This window comes from Streptomyces sp. NBC_00885, from assembly GCF_045207475.1.
Classification (GTDB): Bacteria; Actinomycetota; Actinomycetes; order Streptomycetales; family Streptomycetaceae; genus Streptomyces.
The window spans coordinates 6921673-6942151 of the sequence record NZ_CP108796.1 but is presented as its reverse complement, the minus strand read 5'-3'; the positions used below and the strand labels follow the sequence as shown (position 1 = coordinate 6942151).

The window sequence follows — 20479 nt, the reverse complement described above, 5'->3', positions numbered from 1 at the left end:
CGTCAGCCGATCTCGGCGCCGAACGTGGACAGCGCCTCCGTCACCGGCTGGAAGAAGGTCTCACCGCCCGATGAGCAGTCGCCGCTGCCGCCGGAGGTCAGCCCGATCGCGGTGTCGCCCGCGAAGAGCGAGCCGCCGCTGTCGCCCGGCTCGGCGCAGACCGTGGTCTGGATGAGGCCGTTGACGATGTCACCGTTGCCGTAGTTCACGGTGGCGTCGAGCCCGGTCACCTCGCCGTCGTGCACCTGGGTGGTCGAGCCGCTGCGCTGCACCTTCATGCCGACGGTCGCCTCACCCGCCTTGGTGATCGCCTGCGCGCTGCCGTTGTAGAGGTTCACCTCGCTCGGGTGCTCGCTGCTGCCGCTGTACTTGACGAGCGCGAAGTCGTTCTCGGGGAACTGCGAATCGACCATCGAGCCGATCGGGGCACCGCCCGCCGAGTCGGACCACTCGCTGCCGGCCTTCCCGCAGTGTCCCGCGGTGATGAAGTGCGGCTCGCCGTCCTTGACCACGTTGAAGCCGAGCGAGCAGCGTCCGCCGCCCGAGTGGATGGCGTCACCGCCCGCGATCAGGGGCTTGAACTCCCCCGCGGACTTCTTCAGTTCGGCCTTGCCGCCCAGAGCCTTGACGACCTCGCTGAGCCTGTTCCACTGGGGACCCTTGACCGTACGGTCGGCGGTGACGACAACCCTGTTGGTGACCGGGTCGACGGCCCACGAGGTGCCGGGGATGGTGGCCTTGGCGGTGAGAGTCTGCTGGGCGGACTTCAGCTCGGTGAGAGTGTTCTCCACGATCCGGGCCTTGCCGCCCGCCTCGCGTACGGACTCGGCCGCCTTCTCGTCGAGGACGTTCACGACGAGCGCCTTGGTGTCGGCGTCGTAGTACGTGCCTGCGGCGTCGCCGCCCAGGGTCTTGCTCAGGGTGGAGGCAAGATTTCCGGCCGCAACCGCAGACAGCGGCTTGACGGCGAACTTCTCAGTGTCGTCACTGGCGTTCGCACTCTGGAAGGTGACGCCCGCGGCCACCAGGGCGGCAACCGCGCCGCCGGCAATCGCCGCTTTTCTCTTGGGTATCCGTCGGTGCTTCAACATCGACCTCCTGTGGGGCCGCATCCGGGCAAGTGGGGTACCTGGACACGGAGGATGGGGCGCCCACTATTCCGATACCGACTGGTAGGACACAAGGTCGACTTCAGGACGGGCACACGACAACACAGGTGCGTTCACAGTGCCTTCACAGGAGGCGTCAACACTGGGCGGTTCCGATGTGCGAACACCGCATGCAATCGGCTCATGGGCGGGGCGTGAGGACTAGTCCTGTCCTGTTCCCGACTGCGCAGGGCCGGAATCCCGCGACGGCAGTGGCTGCTGGGGCGACTGTGACTGCTGTGGCGACTGCTGTGGCTGCTGGGCGCGCTCGAGGAAGCGCAGCAGCTCCACCGGGAACGGCAGCACCAGCGTGGAGTTCTTCTCCGCAGCGACGGCCACCACGGTCTGCAGCAGCCGGAGTTGGAGCGCCGCCGGCTGGTCCGACATCACTCCGGCCGCCTCTGCCAGCTTCTTGGACGCCTGCAGCTCCGCGTCGGCGTTGATGACCCTCGCCCGCCGCTCACGGTCCGCCTCCGCCTGCCGCGCCATCGAGCGCTTCATCGTCTCCGGCAGGGACACGTCCTTGATCTCCACCCGGTCGATCTGCACGCCCCACCCCATGGCGGGACTGTCGATCATCAACTCCAGGCCTTGGTTGAGCTTTTCGCGGTTCGACAGCAGATCGTCCAGATCGCTCTTGCCGATGATCGACCGCAGCGAGGTCTGCGCCATCTGCGAGACCGCGAAGCGGTAGTCCTCCACCTGCACGATGGCCTCGCTGGCGTCCACGACCTTGAAGTAGATCACCGCGTCCACGCGCACCGTCACGTTGTCCCGGGTGATGCCGTCCTGCGCGGGCACCGGCATCGTCACGATCTGCATATTGACTTTACGGAGCCGGTCCACGAAGGGGACTATCAGCGTGAAACCCGGGCCGCGTACGGAAGATCGGACCCTTCCGAGCCGGAAGACCACACCTCGTTCGTACTGCTTCACGACCCGGGCCGCCGCCATGACATAGACGACGCCCGCGGACGCGACGGTCGCTGCGGCCGCCACCAGTGCCTCTACCATCACGGCCCCCTGGGGTGCGATGTGTACGCGCATGCACGTTTCTCTTCGACGGTAACCCCCAAATGACGTCAAAGGGAGTCCCGGTCAGGACCCTGATGGGTAATCATCGAATGGGCAGGGAATGCCTGGCTCAGCCTGTCTGCACAGGGCACGTACTGGCGTGGACCGGCACGTACTACGGAGGGGGGCGCGGGAGTGCTGCGACGTCGGGTGCGCGCGACGGACGGGCGGCATCTGATGGTTCAGCGGCTGGGGGATCCGCGCGGCAGACCCGTCTTCCTGCTGCACGGAACCCCGGGCAGCCGGCTCGGCCCTGCGCCGCGCGGCATGGTCCTGTACCAGCGCGGCACCCAGTTGATCGCGTACGACCGCCCCGGCTACGGCGGTTCGGACCGGCTCGCGGGCCGCAGCGTCGCCGATGTGGCCCAGGACGTACAGGCGATCGCCGACGAGCTCGGCCTGGACCGGTTCGCCGTGGTGGGCCGCTCCGGCGGGGCGCCGCACGCGCTGGCCTGCGCGGCCCTGATTCCGGAACGGATCACCCGCACCGCCGCGCTGGTGACGCTCGCGCCCAGGGACGCGGACGGGCTGGACTGGTTCGAGGGCATGGCCGCGTCGAATGTCCTGGAATACACCACGGCGTCCGACGATCCGGCGGGGCTGATCCAGCGGTTCATCCTGCGGTCCGCGGAGATCAGAAAGGACCCGATACGGCTCCTCAACGATCTGCGCCGAGAACTGACGGACTCCGACCGGATGGTGGTGGCGGATGCGGGCGTCAGGTCGATGCTGCTTCGCAACTACCAGGAGGCGCTGCGCACTTCGGCGTACGGGTGGATCGACGATGCGCTCGCGTTCTGCAGCCCTTGGGGGTTCGACCCGGCGGACATCAAGGGGCCGGTGATGCTGTGGCACGGCGAGAAGGACGTGTTCTCGCCGGTGGGGCACTCGAGGTGGCTGGCGCAGCGGATTCCGGGGGCGACGGCGGTGCTCGAACCGGCGGCGGCGCATTTTGATGCGTTGCATGCGTTGCCGCGGGTGCTGACGTGGTTGCTGGAGGGGTGACCTTTCCCCACCCCGCCCTTTCCCGTAACTGAGGGCTGCGCCCCCAGACTCCCGCGCCGTTTCGCGGCACGAAACTGGGCTCCGCCCCAGACCCCGGTATGCGACTTCGGCCGCATGTCCTCAAACGCCGGACGGGCTGAACAACTCAGCCCCGCCGGCGTTTGAGGCGCGGGGGTCCGGGGGCGGAGCCCGGTCAGACTGCCAGGGGCTCCAGGTCGCGGTGGACGCGGCGTTCGTCGCGGGCGATTCGCGTCAGTGCGTGGTCCTCGCCCAGCAGCCGCTGCAGCTCCTCCACCGTCTCCGCCCTCAGCTGCGCCGACTCGTCCTTGCGGCCGAGCAGACCGAGCGTGACCGACATGTTCGACGCGATGCCCAGCACCTCCGGATGGTGCTGCCCCAGCACCTCCCGCAGCCGGGTCACCGTCCGCTGTTCGATCTCCAGCGCCTCCTCCAGACCGCCCAGGTCGGCAAGGGCGTTGGCCAGGTTGATCGTGCCGTACAGGGCGTGCGGATGGCTTTCGCCCAGGACCTCCCGCATCGTCCTGGACACCTTCAGCAGCACCGCCTCCGCGGCCTCCGCATCGCCGCAGCCCCACAGGAAGATGCCGAGGTTGTTGCTCGCGGCGAGGGTGTACGGATGCCGTTCGCCAGGCACCTTGCGGTACTGGTCGACGACCTCCTGCGCCAGGTCCCGCGCGGCCACCGGCTCCCCGGCCGCGAACAGGTCGGCCGCGAGGTTCAGATCGCAGGCCAGCGAGTCCGGGTTGGCCGAGGTGTACTTGGCGCGATAGCGGTTGCGCGTGGCGGTGGTCAGCCGGCGCGCGTCCTCCAGCCTGCCTGCCCTGCGCAGCGAGACGGCGAGGCTCTTGGCCGCGGCCAGCGTGCCGGGGAAGGTCCGGCCCAGCTGCTCCTTGTAGAGCTCGTACGTCCGGCTGAGCAGCGAGACCGAGTCCTCGTACCGTCCGACCTCACGCAGGTCGCGCGCCAGGTTCATCGCCGAGGACAGGGTGTACGGATGCTCCGGGCCGAGGACTTCGGTGCGCCGGTCGAAGACCTCCTGGTCGATCTCGCGCGCCCTGGCGTACTGGCCGACCATGCGCAGATTCAGCGCCAGGTTGTTGGCGGCGGCGAGCGTACGCGGATGGGACTCGTGGAAGATCTGGCTGAATCCCTCGTGTGCCTCGGTGGCCAGTTCCATCGCCCTGCCGTACTGGCCGAGCGTGCCCAGGTCCATCGCGAGACCGCTGGTGGTCATGTACGTGTGCGGATGGGACTGGCCCAGAACCGCCTGCTGGCGCTCCAGGGTTACCTCGTCCAGCTCCTTGGCCTCCACGTAACGCCCTTGCGAGCGAAGGATGTTGGAGAGGTGGAAGCGAAGATACAGATACTGGAGATCGTCGTTGCCCAGCATCTCGCGCCAGCTCTCGCGCAGTTCTTCGGCGAGCGTGTACGCGGTGTTCAGGTCGCCGCGCTTCCACAGGTAGCGCACCCGGTCGATCAGCAGCCGCCGGGTCTCCGGCTCCTTGCAGAACCGGGCCTCGGAGGTGCCGAGATGCGGCCAGATGGTGGCGAACCGCGGCCATGTCTCGGGGTTGTCGATCGGCTCGTCGTCGTCGGGCCGGGCGCCGGCGAGGACGCGGTGGACGGCGTGCCGTGCGTCCTGCTGCTCCTGCTCGGTCAGCTGGGCCCGGATGACCGCCTGCACGAGCCGGTGCACCTGGATGGAGTTGGAGACCTGGTCGACCTTGGCCAGCGCGAACCGGCCGATCTCGCGGATGACCCGGCCGAGTACAAGCTTCTCCTGCAGGGAGGCGTCGTACGGCTTGAGCGCGTCGATCATCTCCTTGCTGTAGAGGAGGTTCGCGGAGATCGGCTCGGGCGCGAAGAAGGCGCAGAGCTGGAGCAGGCGCACCGCGGCCGGTGAGCGTTCCTTGAGCCGCTCGATGGAGACGTTCCAGGTCGCGGCGACCGGCTCGGGGTAACCGGCGGGCTGGTTGAGCGCGAGGACGCTCGCTGCCTGGTCCTTGAGCTGTTCCAGATACTCGGCGACCGGTGTGGCGGTCTCCGCGATCCAGGCTGCGGCCTGCTCGACGGCGAGCGGCAGATCGCCGACGGCGGTGGCGACCTGGTCCGCGTCCTCGATGCTCAGCCCGCGGGCGCGCCGCTGAAGGTGCTCGATGGACTCCTCGCGCAGGAACACGTCGACGGGCAGGGCGTCCCCGTACTGCGACCAGGTCTGGTTCCTGGAGGTGACGAGGATGTGCCCGGGTCCCTGGGGCGGGAAGAACCTCTTCAGCTGCTCGGGGTCGTCGGCGTTGTCGAAGACCAGCAGCCAGCGCGAGGACGGAACTCCGCGCCGCAGCAGATCGATGGCTTCCTGGGACGCGGCCGCCATGTCCTCGCCGCCCTGGGCGCCCAGGCGTACGGCGAGTTCGGCGAGACCCGCGACCACGTCGTCGGGCTGCTCGGAGGAGATCCACCACACCAGGTCGTAGTCCGCCATGAAGCGGTGGACGTACTCCAGGGCGACCTGCGTCTTGCCGACGCCGCCGAGCCCGTACAGCGTCTGCGGCTGGGGCAGTACCGCGGCCACCGCCATGCCGCCGCCGAGCTGGTCGCGCATCCGCTCCAGCACCACCGAGCGCCCCGTGAATCCGGGGTTGCGGGGCGGCGCGTTCCAGATCTTGGGCACCGTGCCGGGGAATCGCGGTCCCGGCGATGCGCTGTCGGGCAGCTGGACCGGGCGGTCGAGTGCGCGCAGCAGCGCGGTGGTGGCGTGCACCTCGTCGAGCCGGAAGAGATCGACCGGGTTGCGGTCGATGTAGGGGGTGGTGAGTCGCACGTCCCCGACCCGGATCGGCAGCAGATGGTGCCGGCCGCCGCCGGGGTCCTCGGCCGCGGCGCGCGACCAGACCTCCACCGCCCGGGAGGACTTGAGATAGGCGCTGGACAGCAGTACGACAGTGCGCGCGGCGTTCTCGGCGGCGATTTCGGCCGCGTCGGCCGGATCCCGCTCGGCCGAGACATCGCGCGGCACGACCCGGAACCCGGCCCGGGTGAGCTGGTACTCGACCCAGTCGGCCCACATGCGGTTCTCTGCCACGTAGCTGAGGTAGAGGTCGGCGGGCAGGGCGGGGCGGCGGCGCGTGAAGGCGTCTCTGATGCGAAGTCTGACCTCTTCGCCGACCGCGGGCATCGAGGTGATCCGCTGTTCGGTGACGACCGAAGTGAGCCGTTCGAAGGCGGAGAGCAGGGAGTTGGTCAGACCCGCTTCGTCGCCGAAGGTGGCGAGGGTCTCCTCGTAGGCGTAGAAGGGGCGGTACGGAATCTCCACCGCGCCCCAGTAGGCGGTGAGGTCCTCGCCCGCGAGACCGCCTGGAAACCGGTCGAACTTCAGCCGGGCCAGGGCCCGTCCGGCGTCCGCCTTCTCCTTCTCGCCCTCGTCGATCCGCATCGGGACCGGGTAGATCTTGATGCCGCGGCCGCCGTAGCGCTCGTCGATCTGCCGGGCCACCGCGGCGGCGCCGTCGATGGACTGGTCGCTGAGGGTGAAGCAGTCCACGAGCACGTCAGGCAGATGGACGGTGCAGATGTCGGCGATGTCGCTGAGGCCGGTACGGCTGTCGATGAGGACGTAGTCGTAGTTGGCCTTCATGTCCTCGCGCAGCGCGTCGAAGAAGTGGCCGCCGCCGAGACGGTCGTAGAAGTTGTCCCAGTCGAAGGTGGAGACGGTCGCGGAGTACTCGCGGTTCTGCTTGCCCGCGGAGACGAAGTCGAGCGTGCCTCCGTCGGGGAACTCCCAGCCCAGGCTCTCGGGGGTGAGCGAGACGGCGTGCGGCTGGATGCGCGCGTAGTCACGGTGCCAGTCGTCGCGACGCGGCTCGGGGCTGGTCGCCGCCCAGGCGTACTCGGTGATCAGATCGATGACCCCGGTGGTGGCACCGAGCGTGGAGGGGTCGAGAAAGGGATGGAAGAAGCGGTGCAGGCCGGGGGCTTCGAGATCCCAGTCGACCGCCAGGACCCGCTTGCCGTTCGCGGCGAGGATCCAGGCCACGTTGGCCAGGGCCATCGTGCGGCCCGTACCTCCCTTGTACGAATAGAAGGTGACGATGCGCCCGTCACGACTGGCTGTCATCCGTGTCCTCCGCATCGGGGGCGATTCCACGCGTGTTCGGGACGTAGTGAGTGGTGCCGTACTCGGCCATCGGACCGCGCAGCCGGGGCCGCTCGGACGAACGGGCTCCGGGGGGCGGCGGCGCCGCGGGCGGGAAGACCTCGGCGTGCCGCAGATACTCCTGGGCGGCCGACTCCACCACCTGGGGCAGGATCTGGCCGAAAGCCTCCATGCTGAGCACTCCTCTGGCGGCGGCCCGGCTTGCCGCCCTGCCGTGGCGCAGCTGATGCGGCATGGTCCGCTCCAGTTTCTCGGCCAACTCGGCCTCGGCGGCCCGGCTCTGCGGGTCGTCACGGTTCCAGGGGACGATCACGCTCACCCAGGGCCGCGGCTCCGCGTCGAAGGCGGCGAGGCGCTGACGGCGGTCCTCGTCCTCCAGAGCCCAGCGGTCGACGAGAAGTATCTCGGGCCGGGTGGGCGGCTGGCCGGCGTCGGGCGGCGACTCGTGGTCGAACGAGGAGACCGTCGCCTGGTAGTTGAGCGAGCGCACCAGGTCCTGGGCGACATAGGCCAACGGCCTCGCGGAGTCGGGGTGGTAGGGATTCCAGTCCTGGGACTGTTTGCCGTAGTAGTCGGGAGCCCGGCCTTCGGGCAGGTCGTGGCTGGTCGGCGCGGCAACCGTCACATGCATCGGACGGGGGCCGCCGGTGGGCTTGCCGAAGGCGCTGGGCGCCTGCCGGTAGTCCACCGGGCTGCCGGAGCCGACGCGCGTAGTGTCGGCGACGCTGACGATGCGTTTGGCAAGTTCATAGACGGCAGCCTCGTACTCCTCTGCGAATATCCGGAGTTTGATCAGTCCGTACAGCCCGTCGGTGACATAGCGGTCGCCGAAGGCACGGTGGTTGAACTGCAACCGCTCTGCGGGGCCCGGCAGGTGCTCCGGCGGCATGGGCACCCACAGGGCGGGCACTATCGCCTCGGCGGGTCTGTTGCTCTTCGCCTGGTGGTAGATCGCCCGCTGGGCGAAGGCGTACCACTCCTTGCCGCACATCTCGCTGGCGAAGTACCGCGGCGAGAAGAGCGGGACGAACACCCGGCAGGTGGCCAGAACTTCACCCAGCCGCTCCGACCAGCCCTCGCCGGAGCGGATCTCGCGGTCCATGAACCCGGCCGGCGCGCCGGCCGGCAGATCGGTCATGGCCATCACATGGCCGCACAGATCTCGAAAGAGCCGCTCCACCCACATGTCCGGGTCCGGGCCCCCAGCCCCGTACCTCGGCGTATGCGCATAACTCAAGAAGAAGTACGGCCTATGATCCGCCGCCCGTTGCGCTGAATCCGACACACGACCCCCGTCCTGCCTGAACGCCCGACCTCACACCCAGCATCGATGAGAGATGCGAGCGAATTAATCATTCCGGAGCCCGACACACTCCATCCCCCCGACGTTCAGTCAATCAACACCGCTTTTCGGTCATCCAGCGCTCCGCATGGTCGACCGCTTCCTTGATCGAGAAGAACCTTGCCGGTCTTCCCCCCAGTTGTCCCTTCTGCTCCATACCCCACGCGAAGGCCGCGCCGATCGCACCGAAATCGCTGTCGTCAAGTTCGATGTCTTCGTACTCAGTCCATTCCTTACCCCCACCAGGTCGCTGCACCACACAACGGTAGGTCCGGGCGGGAGCACGGGTCTTGTATTCGGCGAGATGGAATGCGGTGCAGACATCGAAATCCACATTGATCATCAACACCTGGGCCCGCGCCCGGTACAGGGCTCCCAGCGGCGAGTCCTCGCCGAGATGCGAGGTGAGCGGATGTACGGCGAGGAATTCGGCGGCCCGACGTCCCAGCGCGGCGAAGGAGGTCTGCGGATGAGCGCTGCGCACGGCCCCTTCGGCGGTCCGCACGGACTCGGCCAACCGGCCCATGCCCTGACTGGGCGTCGTCGCGGCGTCGAAGGCCGGCATTTCCGCCCGGAAGGCCGCCGACTGCTCGGGTGTCATGCCGCGCACGCGGGCCCGGTACGAGGGCGAGGTGTCGGAGTTGTCCGCGGTGAAGGCGGGCACGACGAGCGTGCCGTCCTCGCCGACTACTTCGAGGAGCGCGTCACGGAGAGGTTCCGCCTGAAGTCCGGTGGCGCGCAGGGAGGCGTGGACGAGCAGCGTCATGCCGTCCTGTACGCCCAGCTCCCGTAAGGACCGCGTCAGTCCCCGCAGGGACGGCGCCAGTGCCCCTTTCAGGGGGTGTCTTTCGGATCTTGCCGGGCTCGCGTGCCCTGGCACGCACGCTCGCTGATCCGGCCTGATCCGAAAGACACCCCCTAGCCCGCCCTCACCCACGGCCGGCCTCTTTCCAGAGTTCGTCCAGCAGGCGCTGCCCGCCGACGGTCAGCTCCGCCGCCCGCCCCAGGGTCTCCAGCGCGCGCTTGGCCTCCTCGGCCAGGTCCGGCTCGAAGGCCGCGAGCCCCACGCGCTCGTACGCCCCCGCCAGCAGTTCGGACACCACCACCGGTTCGTCCTGCCAGGGCGCGGGGTGGCGCCACCAGCCGTCCTGCGCGTACAGATCCGTGACGTCGAGCAGCGCGTGCAGCCGGGCCCGCCGGAATCCGCGAAGCAGCGCGGGAGCGAGCTCTTCGGGCGTGGCGGGCAGGGCGATACCGAGTGCCCCGAAGCCGTGCAGGCGCACCGTCGGCTCGCCCGCGGCCAGCGGGGTCAGGGTGGTCAGACAGTCCGCGGCGTCGGTCGCCTGCTCCGGTGCGGCCCGCCGCAGCAGGGTCCATGCCTCGGCCAGCCGCGCGCCCCACAGGGCCGCCTCCGGCGAGCCGAGGCGCTCGCGTACCGGGACGCCGAAGCAGTCGCGGTACGGGTCGAGGTCGTCGAGCCGCAGCGCGGGCTGGCCTTCGGCGGTGAGTGTGCGGACGGGCCGCCAGTCGGCGCTCTCCCCGGTGGTGTCCACGTGGCGCGGCTCGCGCCCGTCCACGCGTACCCGGAGCCCGTCGCCGGCCGGCCGTACCTCGGCCCAGCCCCGCCGGTCCAGGCCCGTCAGCCGCAGTTCGCCGAGCGTGGGCAGCCGGAGCGTGCCGCCCTCGTAGGGCACTCGGACGAGGACGTCGAGCCCGCCCCGTACCACTGCTGCGGCGAGGTACTCGGGCAGCCGGAGAGCGAGGGCGGGCGCCTCGGGCAGCCCGTCACGCAGGGCGGCCAGGCAGGCCTGCAGCCAGGTGTAGGTGTAGGGATGGCCGTAGACCGCGTCGAGCGCGTCAAAGCGCCCTTCCAGAGCGGACGCCAGCTCCCAGGCCTCGTCCCAGGCTTCGCCGCCGCGCCCGTCGAGTTCCGCATGGACGTCCGCGAGCAGCACGCGCGTCAGGTCCTGGTGCTCGGCCATGAGTACGCCGGGGTCCGTGACCGTGAGGGAGACCGTCGACGCGGCCGTGCGCTGCTCGATGCCCCGGATCAGCGCTTCGAGGTCGGTGCAGTACACGGAGGTATTGTCGAAGTCGTTGCGGGAGCTGTAGCGGTGGGTGTAGAGCCCGCCGCCGCAGGACCGTACGACGGGACACTGCCGACAGGTCGCGCTGACCCCCGCGAGCCCCAGTTGGCGCGCCCTGACACCGGGGTGGGCCGCGACAGCGTCGAAGGGGTGGGTGAAGACATCGAATCCGGTCGCTGCCGCGCCTTCGTAGGCGCTCTTGAGGGAGTCGACCTGCTCCAGGGTGCCGTCGGTTTCCACGACGACGAGGTCGGTGGGGGCAAGGCCGAGGGATTCGGTGAGGCTGGGGCCGCCGCTGAGGGTGGAGAGCACGGACTCGAAGAGCCGTACCGGCACGTTCCTGCCCTGCTGGTTCCAGCGGTCGAAGATCGCCAGGATCCAGTCGGCATACGCGGTGGGTGAGCCGTCGGGGCGGGCGGGCGGGTCGTCCCAGGTGCTGTGCGGCAGGAGGAAGTCGATCCGCGGTGGTTCCAGCTCGGTGAGCGCGTCGTACACGGCGATCGGGTCGTTGGCCACGTCGATCGTGCAGAGAAGACCGAGGTAGAGATGGCGGTAGCGGTCCTGCCTGAGCAGGTCGACGGCTCTGAGGACCAGGGGGTGGCTGGTGCGGCCGTCGGCGAAGCGGCGATGGCGGTCGTTCGCGGCCTTGTCGCCGTCGAGGGAGATCCCGACCCTGACGTTGAACTCGCTGAAGAGGTCGAGGTACGAGCGGGTCAGCTGTAGGCCGTTCGTATGGATACGAAGGTCGAGTCCGGCGACGGGGTCGAGTGCTCTCGTGAGCTCCTCACAGACGCGTCGCAGTCGCGCGGGCCCCGCCAGAAGAGGCTCCCCTCCGTGCAGGATCACTGACACGGAGGGCAGGGCATGGCTCTTGGCATGCTCGGCCAGTCGCAGAGCTGTCCAGGAAATCGCTTCGTCAGAGATTGCCTTCGGGCGGGTACGCCAGCTCTGATCAGCGTGTTCGTAGATATAGCAATGGTCACATGCAAGATCACATCTGCTGTGGACCTTCAAAACGATCTCGCGGAATGGGACCAGGGGTCCTGTCATTCCGCCAGTCTAGAGCGCCGAGTTGAAGGTGGATGCACGCAGAGAGCGGTCGGTGGCGGCCGGGAGGACCCGGGCCAGCTTGCTCGCGGCATCGGTGCCACGCACATCAATCTGTGCCAGTGGAACACGGTTCTTCTTCGCAGCGGCGAAGGAGGCAGAGGTCTGAAACGTCATGGGGGCCGTCCTTGATGTTGTGTCCAGCACAGATACCATGCACCGTTGCGATGCCGGCGGCACGACTTTACTCTCATGGCCACTCGCAGCAACTCAGCACGTGGATACGCAACAAAAGAGTTGCGGCGCATTCTCGCAGGACGGCACGGAACAAGCCATTCCGCCTAAAGGGTGAAGACAAAACTGCAGACGGGGGTGCACATGACCGGTTTTTCCGGCCCACTGCAAAGCATGGTCTTCCGTAACACTGATCTGCCGGTTCTCTACCACCACACCGACTCCATCGCGATCGCGCGCCAGCGTGAGGCCGTGGGCGCCACGCGCTACCAGCTGCTGTTGCTGGTGGCGGGTGCCGCTCTGGCCGCGCTGCCGTCGTCGCTCAAGCTGGGCTCCAGCTTCCAACTCCCCGGCGCACTCAGCGCGTTGGCATACGCCGGAGTGCTGATCTTCAGCTATCGCTCATCGCGCCGCAGAGCAAAGTCGCATTGGCAACTCAACCGCTCCGCAGCGGAGTTCATCAAGTCCCTGTGCTGGCGGTACTCCGTCCATGGAGCGCCGTTCGACTCGCACTCCACCGACGCCGACGCGTTGTTCACCGTGAGGCTGGAGGAGGGACTGCGGGAGCTGACCAAGGTCGGCTGGGAGGACCCCCGCACCAGCGTGCCCAAGGTGGCCGCCGGGGAGCTGATCACCACACCTATGCGGCAGTTGAGGGCCAAGTCATTCAGTGTGCGCAAGGAGACCTTTGTGAGGGACCGCCTGATTGAACAGCGCAATTGGTACCACCGGCGCACGGAGATATCCCGCCGCGCCACCCTTCTGTGGTCCGCGTCCATCGGACTGCTCACGATGCTCGCGCTCTTCCTCGCCCTGCTGAGGACCTTCTCGCTCGCCGAATCGGTCGATCTGGCGGGCCTGTTGTCGGCAGCGGCGGCCGCGTGTCTGGCGTGGAGCGAGATCCGTCGCCATCAACCACTCATCGCCGCACACTCGTTGGTCGAACAGGACTTGGCGACGATGCACACGGCGATGGAGACGTCTGTGAGTGAGGTGGAGTGGCCGTCAGCGGTCTACGAGACCGAGCGCATCGTATCCCCACAGCACACGGACTGGCTGGTCAGACACCGGAGTTGAGGGGCCACTCCAGTCACAGGCGCTCCAGACCGTCACGCCAGATGACCGTGACGGGCTTGCCCCGGTCTCGTGCGTAACGGACGATGTCGCCCGTGCCGCCGAGGCCGCGGGCGGGGTGGCCGTCCCAGACCGCCAGCAGCCGGTCGCAGTTGTCGGCGATATAGGCGCCCGCCGCGTAATAGGCCTCGTCGGTGGAATACGGAAAGGCCAGCTGGATCTCCCGGCTGGCAAGGCCTCTGAGGTGCTGGAAGCGGGCCAGCTCCCCGGGGACGGTGAAGCCGTCCTCGTAGTCCCCGCTGGGAATCACCACGGTCAACTCGGCCCCGCAGTCCAGCGCTACGTCGGCGAACAGCTGGTCGGCGCCCGCCGCAAGGCTGGAGAGGGCTTCCATCGAACCCTGATGGCCGCACAGAACGGCGCGCATTCCGGCGCGGATATGGCCGTACGCTTCGGGAGGGATTCCTCTGTGGCCGGTCACTCCGATGCGTTTCACTGACCGCAACCCCCGTCCCTCCACGCCCGACCGCCCTCACATCCTCTCAAATGGGGGCGCGACGTCGAGCCCCCGTCCTGTTATACGGACGAGGGCTCGACTGCTGCCAACTGCACAAGTGGTGCGTCAGTAGACGCTGACCCCATAGGCGCTGAGCGCTTCGGTCACCGGCTGGAAGAACGTCGTGCCACCGGAGGAGCAGTTGCCGCTGCCGCCGGACGTCAGGCCGATGGCCCGGCTGCCGGAGTAGAGCGAGCCGCCGCTGTCGCCCGGTTCGGCGCAGACGTTGGTGCGGATCATGCCGTAGACGATGTCACCGCCGCCGTAGTTGACGGTGGCGTTCAGCCCGGTGACGGAGCCGCAGTGGATGCCGGTGGTGGAGCCGCGGCGGCAGACGGACATGCCGACGGTCGCGTTGGCCGCGCTGGTGATGTCCTGGCTGCCGACCATGCCCGGGTGGGAGAGCGAGGTGTTGGAGTACCTCACGATGCCGTAGTCGTTGCCCGGGAAGCTGGATCCGGCCGTGGGGCCGATGCTCGTGGTGCGCGAGGAGTTGGTGTACCAGGGCGGGTTGCCGTCGGTGCAGTGACCGGCGGTCAGGAAGTAGTAGGTGCCGCTGCTGCTGCGGACGTTGAAGCCCAGGGAGCAGCGCCAGCTGGTGGCATAAATGGCGTCGCCGCCCGAGATGAGCTTGGAGAACTTGCCGGCGGTGCGCTCGATGCGTATCGCACCGGCATTGGCCCCGGCTTCCTTTTTGATCTTGGCGATCTGGGCCTGGGAGACGGTGCTGTCGGCCGTGACGACCAGGGTGTTGGTCGTCTTGTCGATGAGCCAGGCGGTGCCTGCCACATCCGCGTCGAGTACGGCGTCGCTCGCGGCGCTGAGCTGGTTGGCGCTGAAGGTCTGCGCCTGGGTGGCGTTGGCGGCGGGGACGGCCAGCGCGGCGGCGGTGATCAGGCCAGTGGTGACGGCGAGCAGACGCAAACGTCTCGCCATGCCACTGCGTGGGGTGGTGCGCTTGTTCCTCACTTGTCGTTCCTCCAGAGGGGAATCGGGGGCCCGTTGTGGGGTTCGGGGCCCGTGAGGCGCAGTCATGAAACACGGGGGACGTGTTCGGCTTCCGGACACGACGTGTTCCTGACAAGCGCTGTTCGGGAGTATTCGGTGCGCCAACATCCCGCGCAAGGGCATCTTTCGGCCGCTCCCTCACGCACGACGGACGGCCCCGGCAGCTCGGTGGCTGCCGGGGCTGTGCCGTACGTGTCCGCCCGTAAGACGGGTCAGCCGCCGAGAAGGTTCCGTTCACCGTCGTACGAGGTCGCACCGATTCCCAGGACGGTTACGTCGGCTGACGCCGAGACGGATTCGGCCGGTGAGCGACTTGCCATCGACGCCGGGACCGTCCTTGTGGGGAGCAGTCGCCGCACCTTGCCGCCACCCTCGCGCCACTCGCGGGGGCGGCCGGAATTCGCCCTTCCGCCGCCTGGTCAGCAGCCGTCGCAGGGGCAGCAGCAGTCACAGCCGTCGCAGTCGCAGTCCCGGCAGCAGCCCTCGCGCTTCTTGCGGGACCAGGGGCCCTCGTACTCCTTGGCGCAGCAGATCTGGCAGGTGCAGAACAGCCCGGTGAAGACCGCGCAGCCCGCCCAGAAGCCGCGCCGCTTGGGCACCGGCGGTTCACTGCCGAACTGCGGAGGCAGCCCGCCGGGGCCGCCGGGTCCACCAGGCGCTCCCGGGTTGCCCCCGCCGTAGGGGTTGTTCGAGCCGTACGGTCCCTGGCCGTGCGGCCCGTGGCCGCCGCCCTGGTAGGGGTTGTGCGGGTCCTGCGGCGGCCCGTACCCCTGGTGCGAGCAGGTCGTGGTGCGGAAGGCGCGGTTCACGGAGGTCCGCAGCTCGTGGGCGAGCAGTACATGCACCAGCGTGTCGTCCACGAATCGCGCGTCGCGCAGTGCGAGGCGCACCCCGTGCACCGCGTCGTCGGCGAGCCTGCGGGCCTCGGCGAGCGAGGTGCCGGTCGCCGTGAGCGGGTTCCAGGCACCCGACGCCGCGTCAGCTTCCCTGTCCTCGACGGCATCCAGCAGATGCGCGAGCCGCCCGAAGAGCTTTCCGGCCTCGGCCAGCGGCGCGATGTTCTCCGGCCGCCCGGCCAGTACGGCGGTGTGCGCGAAGGCGGCCGCGGTCGCCGTCTCCGTCGGCTCGGTGACCGTGAGCAGCGGGGTACCGGGACCGGCCAGCGCCTCGATACCGCTCTGGCGGTCGACCGCGTCGAGCAGCACCGCCGTGTCGAAGCCGAGCTCCGCGCCGGTGCGGGCGCCCGCGCGGTCCCAGCCGGCGGCGATCCTGCGGGCGGTGGCGGCCACGGGCCTGCGGGCCAACACCCCGTCCCGGTCCACGACGTGGTCGCGTATCTTCGCCGACGCCAGCACCAGCGAGACGGCGGCCGCCAGCCGTGCTCCCTCGCCCAGGGCGACGGGCGCGGTGCGCATGGCGCGCAGCGGGCAGGGGCCTGCGGTGCGCCGGGAGGCGGGGGTGCGCTCGGTCTGAGCCTCCGTCAGAACCGAGACGATCAGGCCGTCGTAGTTGGTCACGACCCGCGCGAACTGGCCGTGATCGGCACGAAGTGCCAGGCAGAGCCCGCAGAGATGGGCCATCCACTCGGTCTTCAGCCCCTCGCTGAGCCGGTGTGTGCATGGCCTGACGATTCCGAACACGACGGTCCCCCGGGAGTCGTTCGACAGTGCGGTGCGCATCGTACCGAGCAATCCGTTCACCCGTACGCCCCACGATCACCCGTCTGGCCCGACTTTCATATTTTGGGCTCGCCACGCCCCGTACGCAGCAGGAATCTTGACGAACCGCCACATGTTCTGCACCAGTACCGTCACGAATCCCCTGCGCGGCGACTATCTACTTGGCGCGCGATCCGCATTATGGACGACGATAGGGACGCGGAACGGAAGAAGACCGCAGTGAGCGGACCGCAGTGAAAGGAGGCGTCCATGGGATCTGTGCGCAAGGCGAGCGCCTGGCTGGGACTCGTCGAGGACAGCGACGAGCGTTACTACGACGACGAGTACGCCGAGGGTGCGGAGTCGGGTGAAGCGTGGGTCACCGACCCGCGGGTGCGCGTTGCCTCCGAGGCCGCCCAGGAAGAGGGCCGGCGGATCGCCACGGTGTCGCCCTCCAGCTTCCGGGACGCCCGCGGTATCGGTGAGCTGTTCCGCGACGGCGTCCCGGTCATCGTGAACCTCACGGCCATGGAGCCCTCCGACGCCAAGCGCGTCGTGGACTTCGCCGCCGGGCTGACCTTCGGGCTGCGCGGCTCCATCGACCGCGTCGCGACCCGGGTCTTCCTGCTGAGCCCTGTGGACACCCAGGTGGTCAGCGGGGAAGCCGCGGGTCGCGGGCAGGACGGTTTCTTCAACCAGAGCTGAGCAAGGCGTCCGTCGGCCGCTGCCCGGTCACCGGAAGGCGTCGAGGCCGGTGAGCGCCTTGCCCAGCACCAGCTGGTGCATCTCGACGGTGCCCTCGTAGGTGAGCACCGATTCGAGGTTCGTCGCATGACGCATCACGGGGTACTCCAGCGAGATTCCGTTCGCACCGAGGATCGTGCGCGCGGTGCGGCAGATCTCGATCGCCTCGCGCACATTGTTGAGCTTCCCGAAACTGACCTGCTCGGGCCGGAGCTTGCCGGCGTCCATGCGGCGGCCCAGATGGTGGGCGAGCAGGATGCCCTTGTGCAGTTCGACGGCCATGTCCGCGAGTTTGGCCTGGGTGAGCTGGAAGCCGCCGATCGGCCTGCCGAACTGCTCGCGCGTCTTCGAGTACTCCAGGGCCGACTCGAAACTCGACCGGGCGGCCCCCATGGAGCCCCAGACGATTCCGTAGCGGGCGTGCGTGAGACAGCCCAGCGGCCCCTTGAGGCCGGTGACCTCCGGCAGTACGGCGTCGGCGGGCAGCCGCACCTCGTCCATGACCAGTTCGCTGGTGACGCTCGCGCGCAGCGACCACTTGTGCTTGATCTCGGGTGCGGAGAAGCCGGGGGTGTCGGTCGGCACGGCGAAGCCGCGAATGCCCTCGTCGGTCTGCGCCCAGACCACGGCGACACCGGCCACCGAACCATTGGTGATCCACATCTTGCGGCCCGTCAGCACCCAGTCGGAACCGTCGCGTTTGGCGAAGGTGCGCATCCCCGCCGGGTCGGAGCCGTGGTCGGGCTCGGTGAGGCCGAAGCAGCCGATGATCTCGCCCGCCGCCATGCCGGGCAGCCAGCGCTGCTTCTGCTCCTCGGAACCGAAGCGGTGGATCGCGTACATGGCCAGCGAGCCCTGGACGGAGACCAGCGAGCGGATGCCGGAGTCGGCGGCTTCCAGCTCAAGACAGGCGAGGCCGTACTGGACGGCGGTGGCGCCCGCGCAGCCGTAGCCCTTGAGCGACATGCCGAGGGCGCCGATCGAGCCGAGTTCGCGGGCGAGTTCGCGGATGCCGGGGAGCTCGCCGCGCTCGTACCAGTCGGCGATGTGCGGCAGGACGCGGTCGGCGGCCCAGCTGCGGACGGTGTCGCGGATCGCCAGGTCCTCGGGGTCGAGCAGATCGTCGATGCCGAGGGGGTCGCTCGGATCGAAGGGCGCGGGCTTCGAGGGTGCGGACATGACATGGCCTCCGACGGCGCTCACACAGCGGAACACGAAAACTAGCAGTGTTAGTTACGGGCTCCGCCCGACGTTACGACTCAGTGTGCCGCGCGTCCAGACCCGGTCGCTTCGGCGGGCTCACGGCTCGCCGGGAGCGAGACCTCCGGGCGCCTCGGCGCCGGGCACTTCTCGGCCGCGGCCGCGCACTCCATGACCCTCGGCAGCCGCAGCGCGGCGAGCGCGCCGAGCAGCAGCAGACCGGCGCTGACCAGCAGCGTGACATGGAGACCGGTGACGAAGGAGTGGCGGGCCGTGGAGCGCAGCATCTCGCCGCTCGAACCGCCGAGGCGGTCGGCCACCTGATAGGCCTCGCCCAGGGAGTTCGACGCGGCCGAGCCCGCCGAGCCGGGGACGCCGCTCAGAGAGGTCAGCGCGGGCGCGTACGCGGCGTTCATGACGCTGCCGAGCAGAGCGATGCCCATCCCGGCGCCGAGCTGGTAGGAGGTCTCGCCAATCGCGGCGGCCCCGCCCGCCTGGTCCGGCGGGGCCTCGCTGAGCATCGACTCGTACGCCCCGAAGAGCGTCGTCTGCAGTCCGAAGCCGAGCAGGACGAACCCGGTGGTCAACAACCAGGGCCGGTCGTGCTGCCCCATAAGGGTGAGCAGCAGGACGGCCGCCGCGGTCAGGACGAAGCCCCAGGCGACCATCCGGCGCGGGCCGACCCGGTGCAGGGTGTGGGAGCCGGTGGCTCCGGCGGCCATCGCGGCGAAGGTGAGCGGCAGCAGCCGCAGGCCGGTCTCCAGCGGGCTGAGTCCGAGCACCAGCTGGAGGTACTGGACGGCGATCAGCTCCAGGCCGACCAGCGCGAGCATCGCGAGGATGATGCAGCCGACCGAGGTCGAGAACGTGGCCCTGGCGAACATCCGCATGTCGATCAGTGGGTGTTCGCGGCGCTTCTGGCGGCGTACGAACAGGGCGAGCAGCACACCGCCCAGCAGCAGCGGCCCCACGGCCTTGACATCGAGGACGCTGTCACCGGCGCCCAGGCGCTTGACGCCGAGGACCGCGCCGAGCACGCCGCCCGCGGCCATCAGCGCACCGAGCACGTCCCAGGGCCCGTCGGCGCCTCCGCGGGATTCGGGCAGCAGCCAGCGTCCGACGGGCAGTATCAGCGCCATCAGCGGGATGTTGATCAGGAAGACCGAGCCCCACCAGAAGTTCTCGACGAGAAAGCCGCCGAGGACTGGGCCGGTGGCGGCGCCGACCGCGGCGACGGCGGTCCATATGCCGATCGCCATGGCACGCTCGCGCCGGTCGGGAAAGACCGCGCGGAGGATCGAGAGCGTCGCGGGCATGATCATCGCGCCGCCGACGCCGAGCAGGGCTCGCGCACCGATCAGCACTTCCGGGGTGGTCGCGAGTGCGGCGACCGCCGACGCGAGGCCGAAGATCCCGTAACCGATCAACAGCACACGGCGACGGCCGAAGCGGTCACCGAGCGTGCCGAAAAGGATCAGCAGCGAGGCGCAGATGAGGGGATACGCGTCCACGATCCACAGGAGCTCGACCCCGGTGGGGCGCAGATCCTCCGTGACGGCGGGGACGGCGACATGCAGCACGGTCGCGTCGAGCGCGACCAGCAGCAGGCTGATACAGAGGACGACAAGAACGACCCAGCGGTTGGCACCGCCGCCGGCGGCACGCAGCCGTGCTCCGGCCGTGGTCGTCCCGGACATGTACGTACCTCCCAATGAGTCCCTCGCGCTCGGCGGGCCAGCCCGGGACGGTGCTGCTGTCCCACAGGGCGGTCCGGCATCGACGGGCGAGTGAGCCGTCAGAGTACGCGAGTTCGGGCGCCCGGCGCGTGGTCAAGCTCTCACCTCTGTGAACACGGACGTGTGGCGTGCGCCACGCCACGCCCGGCACGGAAGTGAATCTTGGATGGTCCGAACGGGGGGAAAATTCCGCACGGGGCGGCGGTGAACTATTATTTGCGGGGCCGAAAGACCCCGGCGTGACCCGCTCCTGAGCAATATGACGGGCGGCTTGCGGGATTTCCGAATTGGCCCGGAATAAATCCCGAGCTGAGAGATAGTCCACATCACATCGTCATCACAAAGCCGCTGGTTCGGCCTAGCCGCACACTCACTCGCTGTAACGTCGATTG

At 68.9% G+C, this 20479-nt stretch carries 15 protein-coding genes; 3 read left to right on the top strand and 12 right to left on the bottom strand.

Annotated elements, in window-relative coordinates; all coding sequences use genetic code 11:
* Positions 1-2 precede the first annotated feature (2 nt).
* Positions 3-1088, bottom strand: coding sequence for a S1 family peptidase (locus OHA61_RS31555; RefSeq protein WP_406307554.1), 1086 nt, complete (start codon positions 1086-1088; stop codon positions 3-5).
* 222 nt (positions 1089-1310) lie between these two features.
* Positions 1311-2162 (bottom strand): slipin family protein, encoded by an 852-nt coding sequence (locus tag OHA61_RS31550; RefSeq protein ID WP_406305892.1) that lies wholly within the window; start codon positions 2160-2162, stop codon positions 1311-1313.
* Between the two features lie 198 nt (positions 2163-2360).
* Between OHA61_RS31550 and OHA61_RS31545 the strand changes: the two genes are divergently transcribed.
* Positions 2361-3227 carry an alpha/beta fold hydrolase gene (locus OHA61_RS31545; protein ID WP_406307552.1) on the top strand — a complete coding sequence of 289 codons (867 nt, stop codon included), beginning with the start codon at positions 2361-2363 and terminating at the stop codon, positions 3225-3227.
* A 193-nt stretch (positions 3228-3420) separates the two neighbouring features.
* On the opposite strand, the gene fxsT is transcribed toward OHA61_RS31545, so the two are convergent.
* The 5 genes from fxsT to fxsA all read right to left on the bottom strand — a co-directional run bounded on the left by fxsT (position 3421) and on the right by fxsA (position 12054).
* Entirely contained in the window at positions 3421-7362 is a 3942-nt protein-coding gene (fxsT, locus tag OHA61_RS31540) for an FxSxx-COOH system tetratricopeptide repeat protein (RefSeq protein ID WP_406305891.1), read from the bottom strand.
* Positions 7346-8686, bottom strand: a complete 1341-nt coding sequence (locus OHA61_RS31535) for a TIR-like protein FxsC (RefSeq protein WP_406305890.1) — start codon at positions 8684-8686, stop codon at positions 7346-7348. Before OHA61_RS31535 ends, fxsT begins: the two co-directional genes overlap by 17 nt.
* A gap of 112 nt (positions 8687-8798) precedes the next feature.
* Positions 8799-9509, bottom strand: coding sequence for an aminoglycoside N(3)-acetyltransferase (locus OHA61_RS31530; protein WP_406305889.1), 711 nt, complete (start codon positions 9507-9509; stop codon positions 8799-8801).
* Positions 9510-9672: 163 nt separating this feature from the next.
* On the bottom strand, positions 9673-11880 hold the full coding sequence (gene fxsBH / locus OHA61_RS31525; protein ID WP_406305888.1) for a radical SAM/SPASM protein FxsBH, inactivated beta-hydroxylase extension form: 2208 nt from the start codon (positions 11878-11880) through the stop codon (positions 9673-9675).
* Positions 11881-11889: 9 nt separating this feature from the next.
* Positions 11890-12054, bottom strand: a complete 165-nt coding sequence (fxsA, locus tag OHA61_RS31520) for an FxSxx-COOH cyclophane-containing RiPP peptide (RefSeq protein ID WP_266478029.1) — start codon at positions 12052-12054, stop codon at positions 11890-11892.
* Between the two features lie 231 nt (positions 12055-12285).
* On the opposite strand from fxsA, the gene OHA61_RS31515 reads away from it, so the two are divergent.
* The gene (locus OHA61_RS31515; RefSeq protein ID WP_324987443.1) at positions 12286-13188 is read left to right on the top strand and encodes a DUF4231 domain-containing protein; all 903 of its coding nucleotides are present in this window, start codon (positions 12286-12288) and stop codon (positions 13186-13188) included.
* 13 nt (positions 13189-13201) lie between these two features.
* Here OHA61_RS31515 and OHA61_RS31510 read toward each other — a convergent pair whose 3' ends face one another.
* The 3 genes from OHA61_RS31510 to OHA61_RS31500 all read right to left on the bottom strand — a co-directional run bounded on the left by OHA61_RS31510 (position 13202) and on the right by OHA61_RS31500 (position 16428).
* Positions 13202-13681 (bottom strand): hypothetical protein, encoded by a 480-nt coding sequence (locus OHA61_RS31510; RefSeq protein ID WP_324987446.1) that lies wholly within the window; start codon positions 13679-13681, stop codon positions 13202-13204.
* A 126-nt stretch (positions 13682-13807) separates the two neighbouring features.
* Entirely contained in the window at positions 13808-14710 is a 903-nt protein-coding gene (locus OHA61_RS31505; RefSeq protein ID WP_406305887.1) for a S1 family peptidase, read from the bottom strand.
* A gap of 458 nt (positions 14711-15168) precedes the next feature.
* Positions 15169-16428 (bottom strand): DUF5685 family protein, encoded by a 1260-nt coding sequence (locus OHA61_RS31500; RefSeq protein WP_406305886.1) that lies wholly within the window; start codon positions 16426-16428, stop codon positions 15169-15171.
* Between the two features lie 249 nt (positions 16429-16677).
* Between OHA61_RS31500 and OHA61_RS31495 the strand changes: the two genes are divergently transcribed.
* Positions 16678-17112, top strand: coding sequence for a cell division protein SepF (locus tag OHA61_RS31495; RefSeq protein ID WP_324987457.1), 435 nt, complete (start codon positions 16678-16680; stop codon positions 17110-17112).
* Between the two features lie 27 nt (positions 17113-17139).
* Here OHA61_RS31495 and OHA61_RS31490 read toward each other — a convergent pair whose 3' ends face one another.
* Together OHA61_RS31490 and OHA61_RS31485 are read right to left on the bottom strand one after the other, a co-directional pair.
* Positions 17140-18330: an acyl-CoA dehydrogenase family protein gene (locus OHA61_RS31490; RefSeq protein WP_389370850.1), complete on the bottom strand. Its 1191-nt coding sequence runs from the start codon at positions 18328-18330 to the stop codon at positions 17140-17142.
* Between the two features lie 80 nt (positions 18331-18410).
* Complete coding sequence (locus tag OHA61_RS31485) at positions 18411-20048, bottom strand: MFS transporter (protein WP_406305885.1); 1638 nt, start codon at positions 20046-20048, stop codon at positions 18411-18413.
* Between the last annotated feature and the right edge of the window lie 431 nt (positions 20049-20479).